Genomic DNA, 21,025 nt, shown 5'->3' on the forward strand with positions numbered 1-21,025 from the left:
GGGTATGATGGCATTGGGCTTGAACAATGGTACGGAACTTTATGTTTCTGCAGAAGGGGAAGACGAAGAAGCAGCCATTACGGCCATCAGCGACTATCTTTTGGGAGAAGCAATATAGAGAACAGGCTCTTGTGAAAGAAGGGGCTTTCGGGTAATGTATTCCGAAAGTCCTTTATTTTTGTATGTACAGCTTTTCTTTGTATATTAGGAAAGAGAATCCTGTGTTTTAAGCTAAGAAGGAGAACAGAGAGAAAAATGGCATTTACACACTTACATGTTCACTCAGAGTACAGTTTGCTAGACGGAATGTCCAAGATTAACAAAGCACCTGAATACGTGAAGAGTTTAGGAATGGACTCCTTGGCTATAACCGATCATGGTGTTATGTTCGGTATTATTGACTTTTATAAATCCTGCAAAAAATCAGGTATTAAGCCAATTATCGGCTGTGAAGTTTATGTTGCTCCGAGAACTCGCTTTGATAAGGACCCTGATCGTGACAGGAATATGAATCATCTCATACTGTTGGCGGAGAACATGATTGGATATAAAAATCTAACTAAACTCGTGTCAGCTGCATTTACAGAGGGATTTTATTTTAAGCCTAGAGTAGATAAGGAGTTGCTGCGCGAGCATAGCGAGGGAATAATTTGTCTTTCCGCTTGTCTAGCTGGTGTAATTCCAAGAAAGATATTAAATGGTGATTACTCTGGTGCGAAGGCAGAGGCACTTGAGTTACGCGATATATTTGGAAAAGATAATTTCTATTTGGAGATACAAAATCACTTTCTAGATGATGATAAGCCAGCTACTCAGGGACTCGTTAAGCTTTCAGATGAGATCGGCGCGCCTCTGGTTGCTACTAATGATGCACATTATATAAAGAGGAGCGATGCTAAGGCGCACGATGTGCTTCTTGCAATCCAGACAGGATCAACGGTTGACGATGAAAATCGAATGAGATTTGCGAACGATGAATTTTATCTTAAGAGCGAGTCCGAGATGATGAAACTTTTTCCAGATTACCCGGAAGCTATAGAAAATTCACACAAGATTGCGGAGCGCTGCAATGTAGAGTTTGAGTTCGGCGAATATCACCTGCCAGAATTCGTACCACCAGAGGGAATGACTAACAAAGATTATCTCAGGAATCTTTGTTACGATGGGCTTGAGAGAAGATATGGTAGCGAAGCTCTTCAGGATGAATCCATATATCGTACCAGGCTAGAAAGTGAGCTCGAGGTAATCGAGAAGATGGGGTATGTCGAGTACTTTCTAATCGTATGGGACTTTATTCATTATGCCAAGAGCAATGATATCCCTGTTGGACCTGGCAGAGGCTCAGCGGCGGGAAGCATAGTGGCATACAGCCTGGCAATCACCGAGATAGAACCTATTAAGTATAATCTAATCTTTGAGAGATTCTTAAATCCTGAGCGAGTAAGCATGCCCGACATAGACGTCGACTTCTGCATCGATAGAAGACAGGAGGTCATTGACTATGTTGTTCAAAAGTATGGGAAAGACAAGGTATCGCAGATTATCACTTTTGGAACGCTTAAGGCGAAGGCTGCCGTGCGTGATGTAGGTAGGGCGCTCAATGCGAGCTATGCGGAGGCTGATTCAATTGCGAAAGCGATTCCGGCAGAACTAGGTATGACTATAAGCAAGGCTCTCGATATCAATCGCGATCTCAGGGCGAGATACGAAACTGAGCCTCTTGTAAAAAATATCCTCGACATGTCGATGGCAGTTGAGGGTATGCCACGCCATTCCTCGACCCATGCCGCAGGAATTGTAATCAGCAAGATGCCTCTCGATGAATATGTTCCGCTATATATGTCGGATAAGGGTCTAGCTACTCAGTTTAACATGACTACGATTGAGGAGCTGGGGCTTCTGAAGATGGATTTCCTTGGACTTAGAAACCTTACCATGATTAATGAAGCTATTCAGCTAATCAAGGAGAATCATGGTGTAGAGATTGATTTCAGTAAGATGGATTACGATGATCCAGCTGTGTATGAGATGATTTCAAAGGGCAACACACAGGGAATATTCCAGCTTGAAAGTGCTGGTATGACCGAGTTTATGAAGAACCTAAACCCATCTTGCTTTGAAGATATAGTAGCCGGAATCTCACTATATAGACCGGGTCCGATGGACTCGATTCCAAAGTATATAGAAAATAAAAAGAATCCAGAGAAAGTCAAGTATGTTGATCCTCACTTGGAGCCAATTCTTAACGTGACTTATGGATGCATGGTTTATCAAGAACAAGTAATGCAGATTGTACGTGAACTTGGAGGATATTCATTTGGTAGATCTGACCTCGTGCGTCGTGCTATGTCCAAAAAGAAGATGAGTGTCATGCTGGAGGAGAAGAAATACTTTATCCATGGCAAGGACGATTCCGACGGAACACCGGCAATTGCTGGTTGTGTGGCAAACGGTATACCTGAGAGGGCAGCAGAGGCTATATTTGACGATATGGTTAGCTTTGCCGAATATGCTTTTAATAAATCCCATGCGGCAGCTTATGCTGTTATATCTTATGAGACCGCTTACCTCAAGGCGCACTATCCTGTAGAATTTATGGCGGCTCTTATGTCAAGTGTGATGGGAGAGCCTCGGCACATCGCGGCGTACATCAGGAACTGCAAAGAGCTTGGAATCGAAGTGCTGCCTCCTTCAGTCCTGCATAGCAGGAGAAAATTTATCGCCAAGGATGGCAAGATCAGATTTGGACTATTAGCTATTAAGAACGTTGGAAGCAGTATAGTTGATGCGATAGTTGAAGGAAGAAGAGGGCGTGATATAGATAATTTATACGATTTTATCAAGTCTATTGAACCATCAGAGCTGAATAAAAAGGCTATAGAGTGCCTTATCAAGGCTGGCGCGATGGATGAATTTACGCAAAATAGAGCCGCGCTTCTCGCTATAAGTGACGATGCCGTCGGAGCAGCCCAGAGTAGTGCTCGCAGAGTTTCTAAGGATCAGATTTCTCTGTTCCAGCTCGATTCCGATATCATGGAAGACGTCAAGACTGCACCAGAGCTTCCTAATATACAGAATTTCGATAAAGCACATCTTCTCGCCATGGAGAAGGAGATGATGGGCGTATACCTGTCTGGACATCCACTCGACAAGTATCGTGATTTGATAGATGAGAATATAACTGCGAATACCGCAGAAATATTTGATTCCAATCTTAGCGGTGATGTTGAGAATGAGTCTGAGTTCATAGAGGAGAGATCATCTGGAAGTAATCGCTTTAATGACGGGGACACAGTTATAATGGCGGGTATGGTTGGGGATTTACGCCGCATGATAACAAAGTCTAATCAGGAGATGGCTAGACTTACTATCGAAGATTATTACGGTGTAATAACTGCGATTGTATTCCCTAGAGATTATGCGAAGGCAAAATACGTGTTAGAAAACGATGCTATCGTCGCTATCAAAGGCACGCTTAGCTTCAAAGAGGATTCAGACCCAGAGATCTTAGTAAATAAAGTGACTGAAATTGAGCGCATCAGTGAGTTCAAGGAGCAAGGCGGAGCAGGCTATGAAAGAGCAAGCATGAGGGATTATTCACGAAGCAATGTGAACGCACAGAAACCACGTGAGAAGAAATACCTCAAGCTCAGAGTGAGCCAAGAACTGTCTGATATGCTCGGAAACGATGAGATTCAGCACAGAATTCTCGGGGCAGCTTCAGCGCATAGGGGAGATACGGAAATGCTCATTTATTTGCCAGGGCAGAAACCACTTAAGTCTGCAAATGGTGTTAGCATTGATGAGAATCTTATGATTGAACTTGAACAGCTTCTCGGAAAAGAGAACGTAAAGCACTAAAAAAAGATTTGTGAGGAATAGTTTTGAGTAAAAAAGCAATAGTAATATACAATTCAAAACGTGGCTCGACTAAGCAGTATGCAGAGTGGATTGCCGGAGATCTAGAGTGCATCGCAGTCCCTCTTCAGAACTTCGACTACGGATCACTTAGTCAGTTTGACGTCGTGATATTTGGTAGCTGGCTTCGTGGAAGTGGAATAGTTGGATTTGACAAGTTCAGAAAGCAGATTGCAGATTATGCTGACAAGCTTATAATTTTTGTAACGGGAATTTCCGAGTACAATCCACAGAACTATCAGCAGATATGTGAGATCAACTTCAAAGACGGAATAAACATGCAGAACACGCTCCTATATTTTTGCCCAGGCAGATATGTGCCGAGCGAAGTTAAGGGGCTCGACAAGTTTCTGATGGCGATATCGAAGAAGGTGCTTCTATCTGGAACTACAGATAGAGAATCAGCAGCAGCGGCAAATACGATGGTAAATGCCATCGTAAATGGCGTAGATAATGTGGATAGACGATATACCGAGCAGGTGCTAAGGGCAGCACGAAAAAGATTATAAGTTGGCGCTGAGAATGTAGATGGAACTTCAAGTCATGGGAAGAATCTGAATAAGGTTCCTAAAAAGGTCAGGGAAAAAGTTAGAAATTCGAAAGATTATAAAAAAGGTAAGAGCGACTTAAAGAAAATGCAAAAAGCAAAGGCTGAAATAAAAAGAGGGGGCCTTAATCTTATAAATGCAAAAGATTTAATAATAGCAGCGGGGATATTTGTTGCTATTATAGGAGTAGCTTTTTTTGCTCCCGAGGCACTCCCTGGAGCATTAGCATTGATTTAGCTAATGTTAATACTAATGCGGAGGTGGTCATGGATATAAAATTAATAGTTGATAGCAACATACCATTCAGTCTTCATGATAGTAGAATCATCAAAATAAGCGTAGAAGCAGAGCGTCTTACTCTGACGCTTGACAAAGTGTATGAGTATAAGGGTGACAAGGAGAAAAGCTACCCAGCTACTATGCTGTTTGAGGACATTGATTATGAAGAGTGCGATGTCATAGTTTTTGATTCTGAACTTGGATATGGATCATTCACTGGAACAAGATACAGAATGAGAGAGTTTGTAGATAAGTTCCCGAATGGGATTTTTGAGATTATAACAGAGACATACAGTGGGTATGATACGGTTTTTCAAGGATACATATATAAGAACGGCTATGTATATGGCTCTGGAATAATAAGCATATGGACAATGGGAGATGTCATATTGAGTACGAATTATGCAAGCAATAAGAAAGACGACAGAATTTAAAAAAACTCGTATTAATAGCACAAAAAATAAGTGAAGCTTAGCTTGCATCGTAGATAGGATGAGTCTTAAGACTCATCCTATTTTATTTTCTAATTATTAATAATTTTATCTTGATGCTTGCAACTTGCAGAGATTATCGCCCGATATATATATTCGTTAAGCTCCGCTAAATCATCGCTTGAGAGGGAACGCACCCTGTCAAGCAACGCGGACTCCCTTGTGGAATCAACTATTTCGAGTTTATTTTCAATCTTGTATGCTGCTACTGACTCGGCAATCCTAAGCCTCTTTTCTATTAACTGGAGGAGCTGACCATCTAGCTCATCGATTGATGCTCTAAGAGATGAAATATCCGCTAGTTCTTTATTATGAGAGGTTAGGGGGTCCATAGTTTCTAATTCGAGTAACTCAGCTGAATTTCTTGCCTCGCTATCACCTGTCAAAACAATATCTGCAATTACCAGCGCAGCCGCAGCTTCCACACAAGGAACAGCTCTAGGAACTATGCACGGATCATGTCTACCATGAATCTCTATTTCAGTTTCTTCAGTGCTGTCGTAGACTATAGTATGCTGTGGCCTGGCAATCGAAGGGGTTGGCTTGACTGCGACGTGAAAATCTATGTCCATGCCATCGCTGATACCACCAAGTATACCGCCGCAGTTGTTTGTGCGTGTACGAACGATGCCATGTTCATCATAGTAGAATTGGTCGTTATTCTCGCTTCCATACATATTTGCTGATTTAAAGCCTGCGCCAAATTCTACTCCCTTGACCGCAGGTATTGCATACAAAGCCTCTGCAATTCGTCCTTCAAGACCTTCAAATAAAGGACCGCCATATCCTGCAGGTAATCCGCTAATCGTGCATGAAATCGTTCCACCGACGGAATCTCGGAGCACCTGTGCTTTTTTTATCTCAGAAAGTGGCTCGTCGTTATTTCCATGGATATCATGTATAGATGCTTTTATATAGATGCCCTTATCCTCTAGGAGTTGCTTGCAAATGCCACCAGCTATACATAATGGAGCCGTCATGCGTCCTGAAAAAGCTCCGCCGCCTCTTGAATCTGCTTTTCCTCCGTATTTGACATGTGCCGTGTAATCAGCATGCCCTGGTCTAGGTGTGTTTGCCAACTTGGAATAATCAGAGGATTGGACATCTTTGTTGTAGATTATAGCTTTAATCTCTGCTCCGTCAGTCATCAAGCTTTGTGAACTAGCAGACATAGCGCTTTCAACTTCACATACTTGAATTCCGACAAATCCGCTCACGAACTCTGGCTGATCAGGCTCTTTGCGGCTAGTCGACAGGGCGCTATTTCCGGGAGCTCTCCTGGCCATGAAATCATAGAGCTTTGGAATATCAACGACTGTGCCAGTAGGAAGTCCGCTTAATGTCATTCCAACTGATGGGCCGTGAGACGTGCCAAATATTGATAATGTAAGGGTTTTACCTTTATAAATAGACATTTGTCCTCCTATAGCATGAGGTGATTAATACACGAGAAGGTGATATTACACGAGTTCGAGATTGTCATCGAACCCTAGTAGTTTAATAACTTCAAAGAAGTTTGGGTATGATTTTGCAACTGCCGAAGCCTCGTGGATTCTAATAATACCATCTGATATGAGTGAAGAGACTGCAATCATCATTATGATTCTATGGTCGCCACATCCATCTCCTTCGTAAGAACCGCGGAGTGTATCTACTCCTTCAATGATGAGTCCGTCTTCTGTTTCAGAGATGTCAGCACCCAGAGATCTGAGAACTTTACAAGTAGCGGTCAATCTATCGCTTTCCTTGTATCTGAGTCTTTCAGCATTTCTGATAACAGTCTTGCCGCTCGCAACGCATGCTATTAGTGCCAAGATTGGGACGAGGTCAGGAAATCCTGAAGCGTCGATGCTATTGATGGCACTTAACTCCTTGCAAGGGAATATATCTACACAGCCAGCATTAACGTCTAATATATCCGAATAGCGATTTACTGTTACACCAAATTCCTCAAGCAAATCGAGTATCTTGATATCACCCTGCTTCGATGGAAGCGGGAGGTTATTTATTCTAAGCGGAGCTTTTCCGAACACCCCTAGAGCTAGCAAAAAAGCCGCATTTGACCAATCACCCTCGGGACTAATATCTGTGAAGGTATAGGTTTGATTGCCAGGTATGTTAAATACCCATTCTTTATTTGTATGTGAATAATCCACTTTTATACCGTATTTCCCAAGCACATCGAGCGTTATAAGTACATATGAATAGGACTCAAGGTTGTTGTGTACGCGGATAACACTGTCACCGTTCAGCAGTGGTAGGGCAAATAGCAGTCCGCTTATGTACTGCGATGATTCAGGGTTTGTAAAATTAAACTCGCCAGGTGTTATGTGGCTAGAGCTAGCAGATATTGAAATGCTTCCTGAGTCACTTAGCGTTATGCTTGCACCATGCTCTTCTAACTGACTGATTAGCTGCTGCATAGGGCGTTCTCTTAGTCTGCCTGCAAGTCTGAATTCAGCATCTAGACCGAGTACTGCGACTACTGGGAGCAGAAATCTGAGTGTAGAGCCACTTTCTTTACATTCAAGTATGAGTTTGTCATCTGCTGAAACTATTCTAGACTCAAGGACCCTCAATGCTGAGTAATTAGCATGATTTGAAATAATCTTTACCGCTTCATATGTCGCAATTATATCCTCAGAAGCCTCTTGAGCATCTAACTCTAATTCATGACCAGACAGCATCGCCGCAATTATCTCTCTGTGAAGATACGATTTCGAAGGTGGGGCAGAGACTTCTTGTAGCGGTGCAAAAAGTGGTGCGCCACCATGAACTATCTCCGAGGTGCCGGGGAACATTTCGCTGTATGTAGCCAGAATTTTTCCTAGCTTAGTTAAGGAGATTAGCTTGATTTCAGCCTGCCCAACATCTCTATTTATAATAAATTTAATACTGTCACCAGACCTCTTCTTATCACTTGCCATCGCATTGGCAACGTCGCTAGGTGAGAATCCAATCGACAGATCATACCCAAACTTCTCGAGTAAAGCATGTATGCGGTCCCTGCAGTCGATACTGCACCAACCTAAGTCATATGAGAGACTTGCTGTAAATGCAATTCCTTTTGCAACAGCATGACCGTGACCAATCTCATAGCTGCTCAGCTTCTCGAGCGCATGTGCAAGCGTATGACCGTAGTTCAGCATATGCCTAATTCCAGAATCATTTTCATCTTTTTCGACGTAGTAGGTTTTAACTGCAACACAGTCGTCAATTATCTCTTGTATATCGAAGTTCCCCGACTCAAGTTTCTTGAACAAATCATCACTTCTAGAGATACAGGCAGTTTTGATAATTTCTGCGTAACCATCCATCAAGACGTAGTCATCTTCGGAAGCGAGTAGCGCCGTGTCTTGAAGTACGAATTTTGCCTTGTGAAAAGCGCCGACTAAGTTCTTGCCAAAACAAGTATTAATTGCCGATTTTCCTCCTACCGATGAGTCTACGGCAGCAAGAAGGGTTGTTGGAACTTGGTAGAAATTGATTCCCCGCATATACGTTGCAGCCACAAAGCCAGCTATATCTCCAACCATGCCGCCTCCGAGTGCAACTATTCCGTCTGTTCTCGTGAGTGAAATACGAGATGCATATTCGATAATTTTGATATAAGTTTCAAAAGACTTTGATTCCTCCCCAGAGGGGATAGTGTAGCTATCACAAGCTAGTCCACATGATTCGATACTCGAAATAGCCTCGTTCAAGTAGAGAGGGGCAACGTTAGTGTCCGTAATTATGAGTACGGTTCCGCGTGCTTGATATTTACATATAAGTTCTCCAAGTCTGGATAATTTCATCTCTCACTCCAAAATTTATAAAAAAATTACAATATGATATATTATTTTATGGTGAACTAAATCACATAAACCTAATAAACTAAAAGGTAATATATTGTCTTACAGTAATTGTAACAGTTACAGACGGAAGGGGCAAATATCACAATAATTAAAGTGTATGTTTATTTTTAATTATACCCGCTGAGTCTATCATGTATAATTGCATGTGATATAATACAATTATAAATACGATGTTAATCGCATATGGCTAATCGAATTAGAAAGGAGTTAATTTATGGTTAACGAAAAATATCATGGACTCGGGACTGCCCCATCCGTAATCAGAGAGCTTTTTGCGTACGGCCTGCAGCAGGCAAAGGTAGTTGGTAAGGAGAATGTGTTTGATTACTCACTTGGTAACCCAAGCATCCCAGCACCTGCTAAGGTTAACGAGACAATTAAGAAGCTCATTGATACTACTGATTCCATTCAGCTTCACGGATATTCAATGGCTCCTGGATTTGAGAACGTGCGTCAGGCAATTGCTGACAACCTCAATGCTAGATTTAACTGCAATGCAAAGGCAAGTGAGCTATTCATGACTTGTGGATGCGCTCCTGCTCTAGTATCTGTTGCTCACGCACTGACAACTTCCCCAGAAGATGAATTCATCGCTATCGCACCATTCTTCCCTGAGTACAATGTATTCTTTACATGTGCAGGTGCTAAGCTAGCGGTAGTTCCAGCTGATACTGTTCACTTCCAGATTGATATTGATGCACTCGAGAAGACAATAAATGAACACTCGGTCGCAGTAGTAATCAACTCGCCTAACAACCCTTCAGGCGTTGTTTATACAGAGGAGACTCTAAAGAAAATCGCTGAGCTTCTTGAAAGAAAGAGCAAGGAGTATGGACACCCTATTTACATCGTTGCTGACGAGCCATACAGAGAGCTCGTATACGATGGAGTTAAGGTTACATTTATCCCTAACGTATACGACAACACCATCGTGTGCTATTCCTGGTCGAAGTCACTTTCTCTACCAGGAGAGAGAATCGGATATGTATACGTTCCTGAAAAGTGTGCAGATGCTAAGGCTGTATATGACACAGTTTCAGGTGCAGCTCGTGAAATCGGTTCAGTTTGCCCTCCAACACTCACTCAGAAGGTTATCGGAGAGTGTGTTGGCGAGATGCCAGACCTTGCAGCTTACGAAGAGAACAGAAACCTTCTCTACAACTCACTAACAGAGTATGGATATGAGTGTGCTAAGCCAGATGGCGCTTTCTACCTATTTGTAAAAGCTCCAAACGGTGATGCTGTCGCATATTCTGAGAAGGCTAAGCTAGATCACAACCTACTCGTAGTTCCTGGAGACGGATTTGCTTGCCCAGGATACTTCAGACTTTCGTACTGTGTAAGCAATGATATGATTAAGAGATCGCTGCCTGCTTTCAAGGCTATGATTGAGTCTTACAAGTAAGTCAAGCGAGCTTCGGTTACAAATCAATATTTAGATTTTACGGTGATGGGTGGGACTTTTGTCTCGCCTACACCTTTTTGTAGAGGAAATATTCTCATGGAAGCTAAGACTATAGTAACTTTTATTAAAGCGGCGGAGCTTGGTAGCTTCTCGCGCACAGCAAATGTACTAGGTTATTCACAGGCTGCTGTAACGGTGCAGATTAAACAGCTTGAGGATGAACTTGGCACGAAACTGTTTGATAGAATGGGAAAGGGAATTCAGCTCACATCAAGTGGAGAGCGGTTTCTTCCTTATGCGCAGCAAATTCTTAAAGCCAATGAGCAGGCTCGCAAGTTTATGCAGCAGGACGACGAGATACGTGGAACCATAAGAATAGGTACAACCTCATCTATGGCGAATGCTTATTTTCCTACGCTCCTACGTGAGTTTAGCGAGACATATCCTCATATTAAGCTTATGCTCAAGACATCGGATTACTTTGATAACCTATATGAAAAGCTTAAGCAAAACGAGATAGACTTTGCGCTATTTATCGATAGAAAGATGGTCTATAAAGACTGCAACACTGTAGTCGATCATCCAGAAGATATGATTTTTATCGCTTCGCCAGATAATGAGCTTGCAGGACAAAAGGATATTCCAATCAGAGAGGTTGTAAAGAGTGGATTTATCACCTCTGATCAAGAGGTAAGCTATCCTAGATTCCTCGACGATTACTGCAAGGACAACGGTATAGATTATGACCCAATTATGGAGGTCAGTTCAATCATCGCGATAAGTGAAATCGTTGCAAGTAGCAACTCAGTATCGTTCATCCCTAAATCATCAATAGTTAGAGCGCTAGAGCAGGGAAGAGTGGTTGCCCTCGATGTTGAGAAAGATTTCAAATGTAGAATGTACTCTCAGATCGTATATAGGAGAGAGAAGTGGATTGAGCCGCACCTCGGACTATTCATGGAATTCGTGAGAAATAGAATTAAACGAATCTATGATGAAGATATCGATGAGTAGAGATTTAATATATTGGAGTTAGATAGTAATAGAGATGAAGATGAGTAAAACCGGTATTATAGATTTTATTTTAATCACGATTGGTACGATAATTTGCGGCATAGCGACGTATTTCTTTATGGTGCCGAGCAACCTCGCGATTGCCAGCGTCTCTGGTGTCGCTATCCTAATTGGTAAATTTGTGCCTTTATCAAAAGCTATGCTAATACTCATATTGAACTTAGTACTCCTCGTCATATCATGGTTCTTCGTAGGACGTGAGTTTACTATCAAGTCCATATATCCTTCGGTCGGACTACCTGTGGTTATGATGATTCTCGGGTACTTTACTCCGAATTATCATGGGGTGATGAATGATCAATTCTTAGACATGATTTGCTACTTGTTCCTCTGCGACCTTGGAATAGCACTCATGGTCGTGCGAAACGCATCATCTGGGGGGTTAGATGTTCTCTACAAGATGGCTAACAAGTATCTGAACATAGATTTTGGTGTTGCGACATCGGTAATCGGTTTGTTTATATCAGCGCCTGCAATATTCATCTATGACCCGAAGACTGGAGTTCTCAGTATCCTTGGTACTTACGTAACTGGAATCATTATAGATCACTATGTGTTCGGCATGACCACTAAACTGAAGGTATGCATACTGTCCAAGAAGAATGACGAGATTTGCAAATACATCATCGATGAGCTACACAGCGGAGTTACAAGGTATGAGGCATTAGGTGGTTTTACAGGAGACAAGTTTGACGAGATAAATGTAATCGTAAATAGAAACGAGTACGCAAAGCTGATGAAACACCTGCGTGAAGTAGATCCAGATGCGTTTGCGACTGTTACCAATATTCACGATGTTATGTATAGACCAAAGCGAATTGCTAAGCAGCACAATTCAAAATAGAAATAGTGTCAATATGGATGTTACCTATATGAGATGGTGGCATCCATTTTTGTTTAATCGGCTGACTCATTAAGTCTAACGAGAATAAAAAAAGAACGAAGGGAGACACTCCTTCGTTCTGGCGTATTTTTAACTTATACGCTGCACGTTTATGTGCTGTGGGGACGGGTGAGATTTACTTACTCTCCTTGAGATCGTTAAGTCTCTTTGCGAGTCTCGAAACTGTTCTCGAAACGGTATTCTTGTGGAAAGTACCCTTAGCAGCAGCCTGCATAAACTTCTTTTCAGCGTGCTTAAATGCCTTCTCTGCCTCTGCAACGTCACCAGCCTTAACAGCAGCTAGGAAAGCCTTCTCAGCTTCACTAACGTGATTCTTAACTCTGATGTTACGAGCAGTCTTCTTCTCGATAGTTCTGATTCTCTTCTTTGCGGATTTAATGTTTGCCATTTAATTTACCCCACTTTTCTTTTAAATAGTTATAATTCGCCTAGATATTATATCTCAATAGCTTTGAAATTTCAAGATATGTGTGCGGTTTATTAATGAGTACACGAACCATTACTCGAGAGTAGCCAGCTCTTCACGCAGATACTTTGCAATAAGCTTATGCCCCTCAGCATTAGGATGCATACCGTCAGTACATATATAGTCGCCATAGTCATTGAGCTCAAGGAACGGCTTTCGGATGTCGAAGATCTGGATACCATACTCATCAGCTAATTCGAGAATCATCTCGTTGTATGAGCTATGCCAATTCTCTATGAAAATAGTGCTTCCGCCCATGTACTTCATGATATTATCCTTATTAAGATCTCGCGATACCCACTCGAAGAATCTGTTCCTCTCAAGTGGCGGTAATGTGAGCAGGATAGGGCGACTACCTGCATACATAGTCTTTTCTATTATGTTCTCGTAGCTTTCTTTGAATTCGGATAGCGGAGTCTTGGCGAGATGCTCCGCATTAGGCGTAACTGAGATCTGCTCCCAGTTGAAGTTGCAATCGTTTCCGCCAAATTCAATCAAAGTGTATTTATGTGACTTAATACTTGAGTAGCGTTCTTCAAATATCCTTAGCCCTTTCGTAATAGTCGCTCCAAATGAAGCGAAGTTCTTTATCTTAGTGCCGAACTCCTTCTGTAGCAAAGAGATAAAGTTGTCGTTAAGCACTGCATATCTCTCTTTTAAATCATCAAAAACTATTCCCTTAGAGATGGAATCTCCCAATACGCATATATCTGTCACTTTGGTCACCTCCATGTGATTACAATACCAATAGCTATATCATTGTCTAGATATACTTGAGTAATATGATAAGCATTACGCCTTAATGTAGTATTTAATATTATATTAAACAATTATAAAAATTGCAATATATCAATATGAAGATTTTCTGAATGAAAGCTGTTATTTGTGTATGTGATTAAGTATAATAGAATGTATAAATTTGAGAGAGGTGTACACATGTCAGAACGAATTAACGAACTCGTCTCAAGACTTGAGAATTCCAGGCCGGAGAGCTGGGATAAGATTCCGGATATCGACCTATATATGGACCAAGTCATCGGATACATGAAGAGGCAGCACATAGGGCTTGAGTGTGAAGGTGAGGAAACTCTCACGCCAGCCATGATTAACAACTACATGAAGAGTTCGCTCCTACCGAGAGCGCATGGCAAGAAGTACGACCGTGAGCATATAGGGTATCTGACAGCCATTTGCTTGTTCAAGCAGGTCATGAGTGTCAAGGAAGCTGGTCTTTTGCTCGGTTCGGAAATGGAGCACATGGATGTAGAGCATTTCTATGATGAGTACTGCAGGACTATAGATGATGAATACTTGCGAGTAGCGGATAAAATTAAAGGCTGCAAAGACAAAGAAACTGCTACGAAGCTAGCACTTGAACTGGCTGTGACAGGGTATGCGAATATGCTCGCTTGTAAGGAGCTCATAGCCTCTATTGCAGAGACGGATGAAATTAAATAAGAATTAATATAAATTGAGATAAGGACGAATATGGATTACTTAAAGAAAATTAGAAATTTCAGCATCATCGCTCACATCGACCACGGTAAGTCGACTCTGGCTGACAGGCTGATTGAAAAAACTGGACTCGTCGCGTCAAGGGATATGAAAGAGCAGTTCCTCGACAATATGGATATCGAGAGAGAACGAGGCATTACCATAAAGCTGCAGACGACGAGGCTCTCATACAAGGCGAAGGATGGAGAGGAGTACGTACTAAACCTGATCGACACTCCTGGACACGTAGACTTCAACTATGAGGTATCGCGTTCTTTGGCTGCCTGCGATGGTGCCGTACTGGTAGTGGATGCCACTCAGGGCGTAGAGGCGCAGACGCTCGGCAACGTATATCTGGCTCTAGATGAAGACCTCGAGATACTTCCAGTTCTCAACAAGATGGATTTGGACAGTGCAAGGCCTGAGGAGGCAAAGGCTGAAATAGAGGAGATTATTGGAATTGATGCTGAAGAGGCACCACAGATTTCTGCCAAAACAGGTCTCGGCATAGACGAGATGCTCGAGAAGCTCGTTGAGGTTATTCCGCCGCCAGAGGGGAATCCTGATGAGCGACTCAAGGGGCTAATCTTCGACTCATACTATGATAGCTATAAGGGCGTAGTTATATATACGAGAATTTTTGACGGCAGAGTCAAGAAGGGTGATTTCATCCGCATGATGAACACCGGTAAGGACTACGAAGTGACTGAGGTAGGATACTGTATTCCTAGCATGGTTCCATCCAAGGAGTTAAAGGCAGGAGAGGTAGGATATATCTGCGCCAGTATCAAGCAGGTTGCCGATGCTAGAGTCGGAGATACGATTACGCTTACTAAAGCACCTACAGAACATCCGCTCAAAGGATACAAGAAGGCGCAGTCCATGGTTTACTGCGGAGTGTATCCAGCAGAGGGAGAGAAATATGAGAACGTAAAGGACGCACTTGAGAAGCTGCAGGTAAATGATGCGGCGTTCAATTTTGAGTCTGAAAATTCAGCTGCACTCGGATTCGGTTATCGCTGCGGATTCCTCGGGCTACTCCACATGGACGTAATAATCGAGAGACTCGAGAGAGAATTTGACCTTAATGTAATTACGACTTTGCCAAGCGTTATTTACAAGGTAGTGATGAAGGATGGTTCAGAAATTATGGTCCAAAATCCTTCGAATCTACCAGATCCGACTGATATTCAGCATATTGAGGAGCCAATCGTTTCGGCTGAAATCATGACACCTAAGGATTACGTCGGAACTATCATGACACTGTGCCAGAGTAGGCGTGGAAATATGGTGCACATGGAGTATCTGACTGAGACGAGAGTGCAGCTGCATTATGAGATTCCGCTCAACGAGGTAATCTATGATTTCTTTGATGCGCTCAAGTCCAAGACGAAGGGATATGCATCACTCGACTATGAATTTAAGGAGTATAGAGCTGCTAAGCTCGTTAAACTCGATATACTGCTCAACAAGGAACTAATAGACGCATTTAGCACTATAGTTCCTGAAGAGGCTGCATATGCAAAGGGCCGCACAATCTGTTCGAAGCTCAAGAAGCTCATCCCTATGCATCAGTTTGAGGTTCCAATTCAGGCTGCAATCGGACAGAAGGTAATTGCGCGTGAGACCGTAAGAGCTTACCGTAAGGACGTAATTGCGAAGTGCTACGGCGGAGACATCTCGCGTAAGAAGAAGCTGCTCGAGAAGCAGAAGGAAGGTAAGAAGCGCATGAGGCAGTTCGGAAGAGTTGAGGTGCCTCAGGAGGCATTCACAGAGGTTCTGAAGTTCGATGACGACAAATAAGAATCCTGGTATATACGTTCATATTCCGTTCTGTGTGAGGAAGTGCAACTACTGTGCGTTTCTATCTGGAGCTTCGGATGAAGCCCTGAGAGAACGCTACGTGAAGGCGCTGTGCGAAGAGATTCGCATCAGAGCAAGGCTTATGAGTGACCATGCACATGGAGTCTTCGATACCATCTTCTTTGGCGGTGGAACTCCATCGCTGCTAAGTAGCGACCAGATTGCAAGGATAATTAGTGAGCTAAAGGCGAATTTCAACATAGATGATGAAGCGGAGATCACCCTTGAATCTAATCCTGCTACACTGTCCATGGAAAGCCTGAGAGGTTACAGGCAGTCTGGCGTTAACCGCCTATCGATGGGCGTTCAGAGTATGAACGATGAGATACTAAAGAGGCTTGGCAGGATTCATACAGCTGGTGATGTAATCACAGATGTGCAAAATGCGAGAGCAGCGGGATTTGATAATATAAATCTCGACCTCATGTTCGCTGTGCCAGATAGCTCGCTAGACACTACTATCTCCGACATAGAGGCGGTAATGAGTCTAGGACCAGAGCACATATCTTTTTACAGTTTGCAGCTTGAGGAAGGAACGACTTTCTTTAAGGAATTTGAAAGAGGAGAGCTCAAGGAAGTTCCTGATGAAATCGATAGGGAGACTTACCACGCAGGTGCTAAAATCCTTAGAGATAAGGGATATGAGCACTATGAGATTTCTAACTTCGCTAAGCGTGGCTATGAATCTAGACATAATCTCAAGTACTGGGAGATGGCTCCTTATATGGGGCTTGGTCTCGGTGCATCTTCGTTCATCGATAACAGCAGGGTTATGAATGTCTGCTCGCTCGATGAATATTTTAACCTCACTGGTAAAGGTCTTGCGCTTTCCGCTGAAGTACACGAGAACTCGGAGCATGACAACGTGGCGGAGGCTGTTTTTACAGGGCTTAGGAAGGTAGAAGGAATTAGATACGAGGATGTGCTGGGTAGTTACGAGAAATTCTGGAAATATTACAGTGATGTCTTTGAAGAAGCTCGCGAATATGAGAGAGAAGGAAAAATCGCAATTGATGAAGATGGCATGAGACTTACGGACGAAGGTATAGATATAAGCAACAGTATTATGGCGCTATTTGTATAGCATAGATAGGAGGCTGTGATGGGCGAATACATCATGACACTCGACGAAGGTACGACGAGTGCGAGGTGCATAATATACGATAGAGCAGGCAAGGCGATAAGTGTTGGACAGAGGGAATTTAAACAGATTTTTCCTCATGACGGATGGGTTGAGCATGATGCGATGGAGATATATTCCACGCAGATGGCGGTTGCTCAGGAGGCGCTGCTCAAGGCGAGTCTTACCTATAGGGATATCGACTCTATCGGCATAACCAATCAGCGTGAGACCACTATTGTCTGGGACAAAGAGACCGGAAGGCCGATTTACAATGCGATTGTGTGGCAATGCAGAAGGACTGCAGACACCGCTGAATGGCTTAGAGATCAGGGATATTCCGACATGATCAGAGAGAAGACTGGTCTTATCATAGATGCGTATTTCAGTGCTACTAAGCTAAAGTGGATTCTCGACCACGTAGATGGGGCGAGGGAAAAAGCAGAGCGTGGTGAGCTGCTGTTCGGAACGGTTGAGACCTGGCTAATCTGGAAGATGACTGGTGGCGCTAAGCATCTCACTGACTATTCGAATGCAGCAAGAACCATGATGTTCAATATCAATACGCTTGACTGGGATGATGAGATCCTATCTATCCTAGATATACCACGTGTGATGCTTCCGAAGCCAGTGCCATGTGCTGGTGACTTTGGAGAGACTATTTTCGAATTATTTGGCGGTAAGCTACCTATCACTGGAGCGGCAGGAGATCAGCAGGCTGCACTCTTTGGTGAGGCTTGCTTTAACGAAGGCGAGATTAAGAGCACGTATGGAACGGGAAATTTCCTACTTCTGAACACTGGTAATAAGCCCGTATATAGCAGCAGTGGCCTCCTCACGACTATCGCTTGGGGGCTAAATGGTGAGGTTAAGTATGCACTCGAAGGCTCCGTATTCGTGTGTGGTGCTGCTATTCAGTGGCTACGCGATAACCTGCAGATGATTAAGAAATCGAGTATCTCGGAAAACTTCGCGAGCAAGGTTCCAGATAGTGATGGAGTAGTCGTTGTGCCTGCATTTACAGGACTTGGAGCACCTTACTGGGAACCAGATGCGAGGGGAGCGATTCTCGGTATAAAGAGGTCTACAAAGAAGGAGCACATAGTTAGGGCGACACTTGAGTCAATTGCTTTTCAGAGTGATGATCTGATCAAGGCTATGGAGAAGGATCTAGGCAGAAAGATCACTGATCTCAAAGTAGATGGAGGTGCTTCGCTTAACAATTTCCTAATGCAGAACCAAGCGGATATCTCAGATATCCATATAGTCCGCCATAAGTCAATTGAGTCGACATCACTTGGCGCTGCATATCTAGCAGGACTTGCTTCAGGATATTATAAGTCGATTGATGATATCATAGAGATTAAAGATATTGACAAGGAATTCTATCCAGCGATTGAAGATGAGGAGAGGCAGCGTGCTAAGGCTAAGTGGCATAGGGCTGTTGAGGCTGTGCTTGCGCTGGCAGAGGATGAGGAATTCTAGGTTAAATAAACGATAAAAAGGTATAGGACAGAGTAACGCTAAATCAATTGGAATTTATTAATTATAATTCAATTAATAAAAGGAGTTAAACTGTATGGAAAATCAAAATTCATTAATTGGCACTGCAATGTTATCTACTATATGGGAAAAAGAAAAAAAAGACACCTTAGAATTAGTTATTCCGTTTATAAAGTATTCTATAGGACAATTAATATCTATTGATGAAAGAGTAGAACTTGGTTCCGTTGTCGACTATCTTTCGACTAATTTTGGGTTTTATGATATGCCTTATTCGGTTTTACAAAAAGCGTTTAAACGACTTACTAAAAAGAAAGTGCTGAAAAAAGAAAATGGACAATATTATTTACGCATAGATTTATCTAAAGAGTGTAGAAATGTTAGTGCTCAATTAAATAATATGAGAAAAAACTCTGCAGATGTGATTGACAACTTAAATGTCTATTTAAATAAAAAGCATGATAGTATATTTAAAAAGCAGATAAGTAAAGAAGAAGTAAGTGCATACTTTGTGAAATTTCTTGAGTCAAATGGTTATTTTATATATTCAAAGATAGAAAAATTACAAGAAGTCTCACCTGTTGATAATAAAGTGTTTTATTACATAGCACAATTTATTCTTGAAGAGTATGAAGGTAAAACATTAATATTTTCGTATATAGAGAATATCGTTAAGGGGTTTCTTCTCTCTCATATTATTTATGGATATGTAGATACTGATTATAATGAAAAGTTTAAAGATGTTTATTTTTACCTAGATACAACGCTACTATTATGTATATTTGGCTTAAAAAGTGATGAACAAAACAAAGGTGCAACACAGTTGTTAGATCTTATTAGGAAGAGCAATATCCGTGCTAGATGCTTTGAACATACATATGCTGAAATAATAAGCATTATTGAGGCTTATAAACATAATATTTCAAGAGGAGCAAGTAAAAGTATACATACTATAGAGTTCTTTGATAATTTGCAGTACTCTAGATCTGATGTTGAAAGATACCTTCTAAAATTAGAAGATATTTTTAAAAAAAATAATATTGAGATAACTCAAGTTCCATATTTAAGTAGTGATGATTCTTGTATAGTAAGAACAGAAGATTATAGCAAGTCAATAGGAGAAAAGGAATTAAAAAAATTCTTATCAATTAAATTAAATTATAAAAAAGATGAAGCCTTAGATAATGATGTTAAATCTATTTCTGCGATCAGTACAATGCGCAATTCCAAATCGTTTACTAAAATAGAGGAGTGTAAGGCAATTTTTGTAACTACTAATACTCCTTTAGTGTATTGCGTTAAAGAATACACTGGTGATAATGACAATTGTGCCCCTTTACTAATTAGTGATATGGATTTGACAACACTTTTATGGCTTAAAAACTATAAAAGATTCTCTGATTATCCAAAGCTAAAATTAATTGAAAATGCAAGGATATCAATGGAACCTACAGAGAATATCAAAAATGAATTTAAGAAAAAAATTGAACAATTACAAGCTGAAGGGGTTGTTAATGAAGAACAAGCAGTAGCTTATAATCAATTAATCTTTAGAAAAAAGGAAAAAATAATGGAGTTAATTAATGCGGATCCTGATAATATCTCCAATATTGATGAGTGTGATTTAGAAAAAATTACTAGAGATTATTATAATACCGCTCTAAATGCTGAAAATACAGAGTTAAAAAAACAATCAAAACAAGATAACGAATTAATAAATAGTATGCGAAGAGCAACAAATGAGAGAATAGAGCAAAACGGAAAGATAATTTATATAGTTTTACATGTAATTTTAATAATATTGATTTCCCTAATGCTTGTAATTCCTATGTATCGCTTAAAACCACAATCTGACAGATGTGGTTTTGGTGATATTATTAGTTTTGTTCTAGGTATACTTGGACTCCTCGATTTAATTGCTCCTAGATTTAGAAAATGCAATTGTTTAATTAGAAAGATAGTGAACAAGTACGAAATGCACGCTAAAAAACAAGAGCATATGAGGATTAACAAGAATTAGAATATTATTGATAATAGGTAAGTAATAAATTTATGGTGAATAGATATGCTTGCATTAACCGAAAAGGAAAAGACTTTATTAAT

General features: G+C 41.4%; 17 protein-coding genes. 13 read left to right on the plus strand and 4 right to left on the minus strand.

What is annotated here, in order from left to right; all coding sequences use genetic code 11:
- Nucleotides 1–7 precede the first annotated feature (7 nt).
- The 5 genes from Q7O90_RS08230 to Q7O90_RS03815 all read left to right on the plus strand — a co-directional run bounded on the left by Q7O90_RS08230 (nucleotide 8) and on the right by Q7O90_RS03815 (nucleotide 5,179).
- Nucleotides 8–118 (plus strand): HPr family phosphocarrier protein, encoded by a 111-nt coding sequence (locus Q7O90_RS08230; RefSeq protein ID WP_304127942.1) that lies wholly within the window; start codon nucleotides 8–10, stop codon nucleotides 116–118.
- A 137-nt stretch (nucleotides 119–255) separates the two neighbouring features.
- A complete protein-coding gene (locus Q7O90_RS03800) occupies nucleotides 256–3,861 on the plus strand; it encodes a DNA polymerase III subunit alpha (protein ID WP_304127708.1) in 3,606 nt (1,201 codons plus the stop codon).
- Nucleotides 3,862–3,884: 23 nt separating this feature from the next.
- The gene (locus Q7O90_RS03805; protein ID WP_304127711.1) at nucleotides 3,885–4,427 is read left to right on the plus strand and encodes a flavodoxin domain-containing protein; all 543 of its coding nucleotides are present in this window, start codon (nucleotides 3,885–3,887) and stop codon (nucleotides 4,425–4,427) included.
- Between the two features lie 126 nt (nucleotides 4,428–4,553).
- On the plus strand, nucleotides 4,554–4,703 hold the full coding sequence (locus tag Q7O90_RS03810) for a hypothetical protein (protein WP_304127714.1): 150 nt from the start codon (nucleotides 4,554–4,556) through the stop codon (nucleotides 4,701–4,703).
- 29 nt (nucleotides 4,704–4,732) lie between these two features.
- The gene (locus Q7O90_RS03815; protein ID WP_304127716.1) at nucleotides 4,733–5,179 is read left to right on the plus strand and encodes a hypothetical protein; all 447 of its coding nucleotides are present in this window, start codon (nucleotides 4,733–4,735) and stop codon (nucleotides 5,177–5,179) included.
- Nucleotides 5,180–5,268: 89 nt separating this feature from the next.
- Here the strand turns inward: Q7O90_RS03815 and Q7O90_RS03825 are convergent, their stop codons facing one another.
- Complete coding sequence (locus Q7O90_RS03825) at nucleotides 5,269–6,651, minus strand: chorismate synthase (protein ID WP_330667041.1); 1,383 nt, start codon at nucleotides 6,649–6,651, stop codon at nucleotides 5,269–5,271.
- Nucleotides 6,652–6,696: 45 nt separating this feature from the next.
- Nucleotides 6,697–9,033, minus strand: coding sequence for a 3-dehydroquinate synthase (gene aroB, locus Q7O90_RS03830; RefSeq protein WP_304127718.1), 2,337 nt, complete (start codon nucleotides 9,031–9,033; stop codon nucleotides 6,697–6,699).
- Between the two features lie 274 nt (nucleotides 9,034–9,307).
- Between aroB and Q7O90_RS03835 the strand changes: the two genes are divergently transcribed.
- From Q7O90_RS03835 to Q7O90_RS03845, 3 genes are all read left to right on the plus strand, one after another.
- A complete protein-coding gene (locus Q7O90_RS03835; protein ID WP_304127721.1) occupies nucleotides 9,308–10,498 on the plus strand; it encodes a pyridoxal phosphate-dependent aminotransferase in 1,191 nt (396 codons plus the stop codon).
- A gap of 96 nt (nucleotides 10,499–10,594) precedes the next feature.
- Nucleotides 10,595–11,512: a LysR family transcriptional regulator gene (locus Q7O90_RS03840; RefSeq protein ID WP_304127723.1), complete on the plus strand. Its 918-nt coding sequence runs from the start codon at nucleotides 10,595–10,597 to the stop codon at nucleotides 11,510–11,512.
- Nucleotides 11,513–11,552: 40 nt separating this feature from the next.
- Nucleotides 11,553–12,416, plus strand: coding sequence for a YitT family protein (locus Q7O90_RS03845; RefSeq protein WP_304127726.1), 864 nt, complete (start codon nucleotides 11,553–11,555; stop codon nucleotides 12,414–12,416).
- A gap of 175 nt (nucleotides 12,417–12,591) precedes the next feature.
- On the opposite strand, the gene rpsT is transcribed toward Q7O90_RS03845, so the two are convergent.
- Together rpsT and Q7O90_RS03855 are read right to left on the minus strand one after the other, a co-directional pair.
- Complete coding sequence (rpsT, locus tag Q7O90_RS03850) at nucleotides 12,592–12,864, minus strand: 30S ribosomal protein S20 (RefSeq protein ID WP_298573471.1); 273 nt, start codon at nucleotides 12,862–12,864, stop codon at nucleotides 12,592–12,594.
- A 111-nt stretch (nucleotides 12,865–12,975) separates the two neighbouring features.
- Complete coding sequence (locus tag Q7O90_RS03855; protein ID WP_304127730.1) at nucleotides 12,976–13,659, minus strand: SGNH/GDSL hydrolase family protein; 684 nt, start codon at nucleotides 13,657–13,659, stop codon at nucleotides 12,976–12,978.
- A 219-nt stretch (nucleotides 13,660–13,878) separates the two neighbouring features.
- Between Q7O90_RS03855 and Q7O90_RS03860 the strand changes: the two genes are divergently transcribed.
- From Q7O90_RS03860 to Q7O90_RS03880, 5 genes are all read left to right on the plus strand, one after another.
- Nucleotides 13,879–14,400, plus strand: coding sequence for a DUF1836 domain-containing protein (locus Q7O90_RS03860; RefSeq protein ID WP_304127732.1), 522 nt, complete (start codon nucleotides 13,879–13,881; stop codon nucleotides 14,398–14,400).
- Nucleotides 14,401–14,430: 30 nt separating this feature from the next.
- Nucleotides 14,431–16,239, plus strand: a complete 1,809-nt coding sequence (gene lepA, locus Q7O90_RS03865) for a translation elongation factor 4 (RefSeq protein ID WP_304127734.1) — start codon at nucleotides 14,431–14,433, stop codon at nucleotides 16,237–16,239.
- Nucleotides 16,226–17,383: a radical SAM family heme chaperone HemW gene (gene hemW, locus Q7O90_RS03870; protein ID WP_304127737.1), complete on the plus strand. Its 1,158-nt coding sequence runs from the start codon at nucleotides 16,226–16,228 to the stop codon at nucleotides 17,381–17,383. Before lepA ends, hemW begins: the two co-directional genes overlap by 14 nt.
- A gap of 18 nt (nucleotides 17,384–17,401) precedes the next feature.
- Nucleotides 17,402–18,904 (plus strand): glycerol kinase GlpK, encoded by a 1,503-nt coding sequence (gene glpK, locus Q7O90_RS03875; protein WP_304127739.1) that lies wholly within the window; start codon nucleotides 17,402–17,404, stop codon nucleotides 18,902–18,904.
- 94 nt (nucleotides 18,905–18,998) lie between these two features.
- Entirely contained in the window at nucleotides 18,999–20,942 is a 1,944-nt protein-coding gene (locus tag Q7O90_RS03880; RefSeq protein WP_304127741.1) for a hypothetical protein, read from the plus strand.
- Nucleotides 20,943–21,025 lie beyond the last annotated feature (83 nt).

Source organism: Mogibacterium diversum (assembly GCF_938028775.1).
Classification (GTDB): Bacteria; Bacillota; Clostridia; order Peptostreptococcales; family Anaerovoracaceae; genus Mogibacterium; species Mogibacterium diversum_A.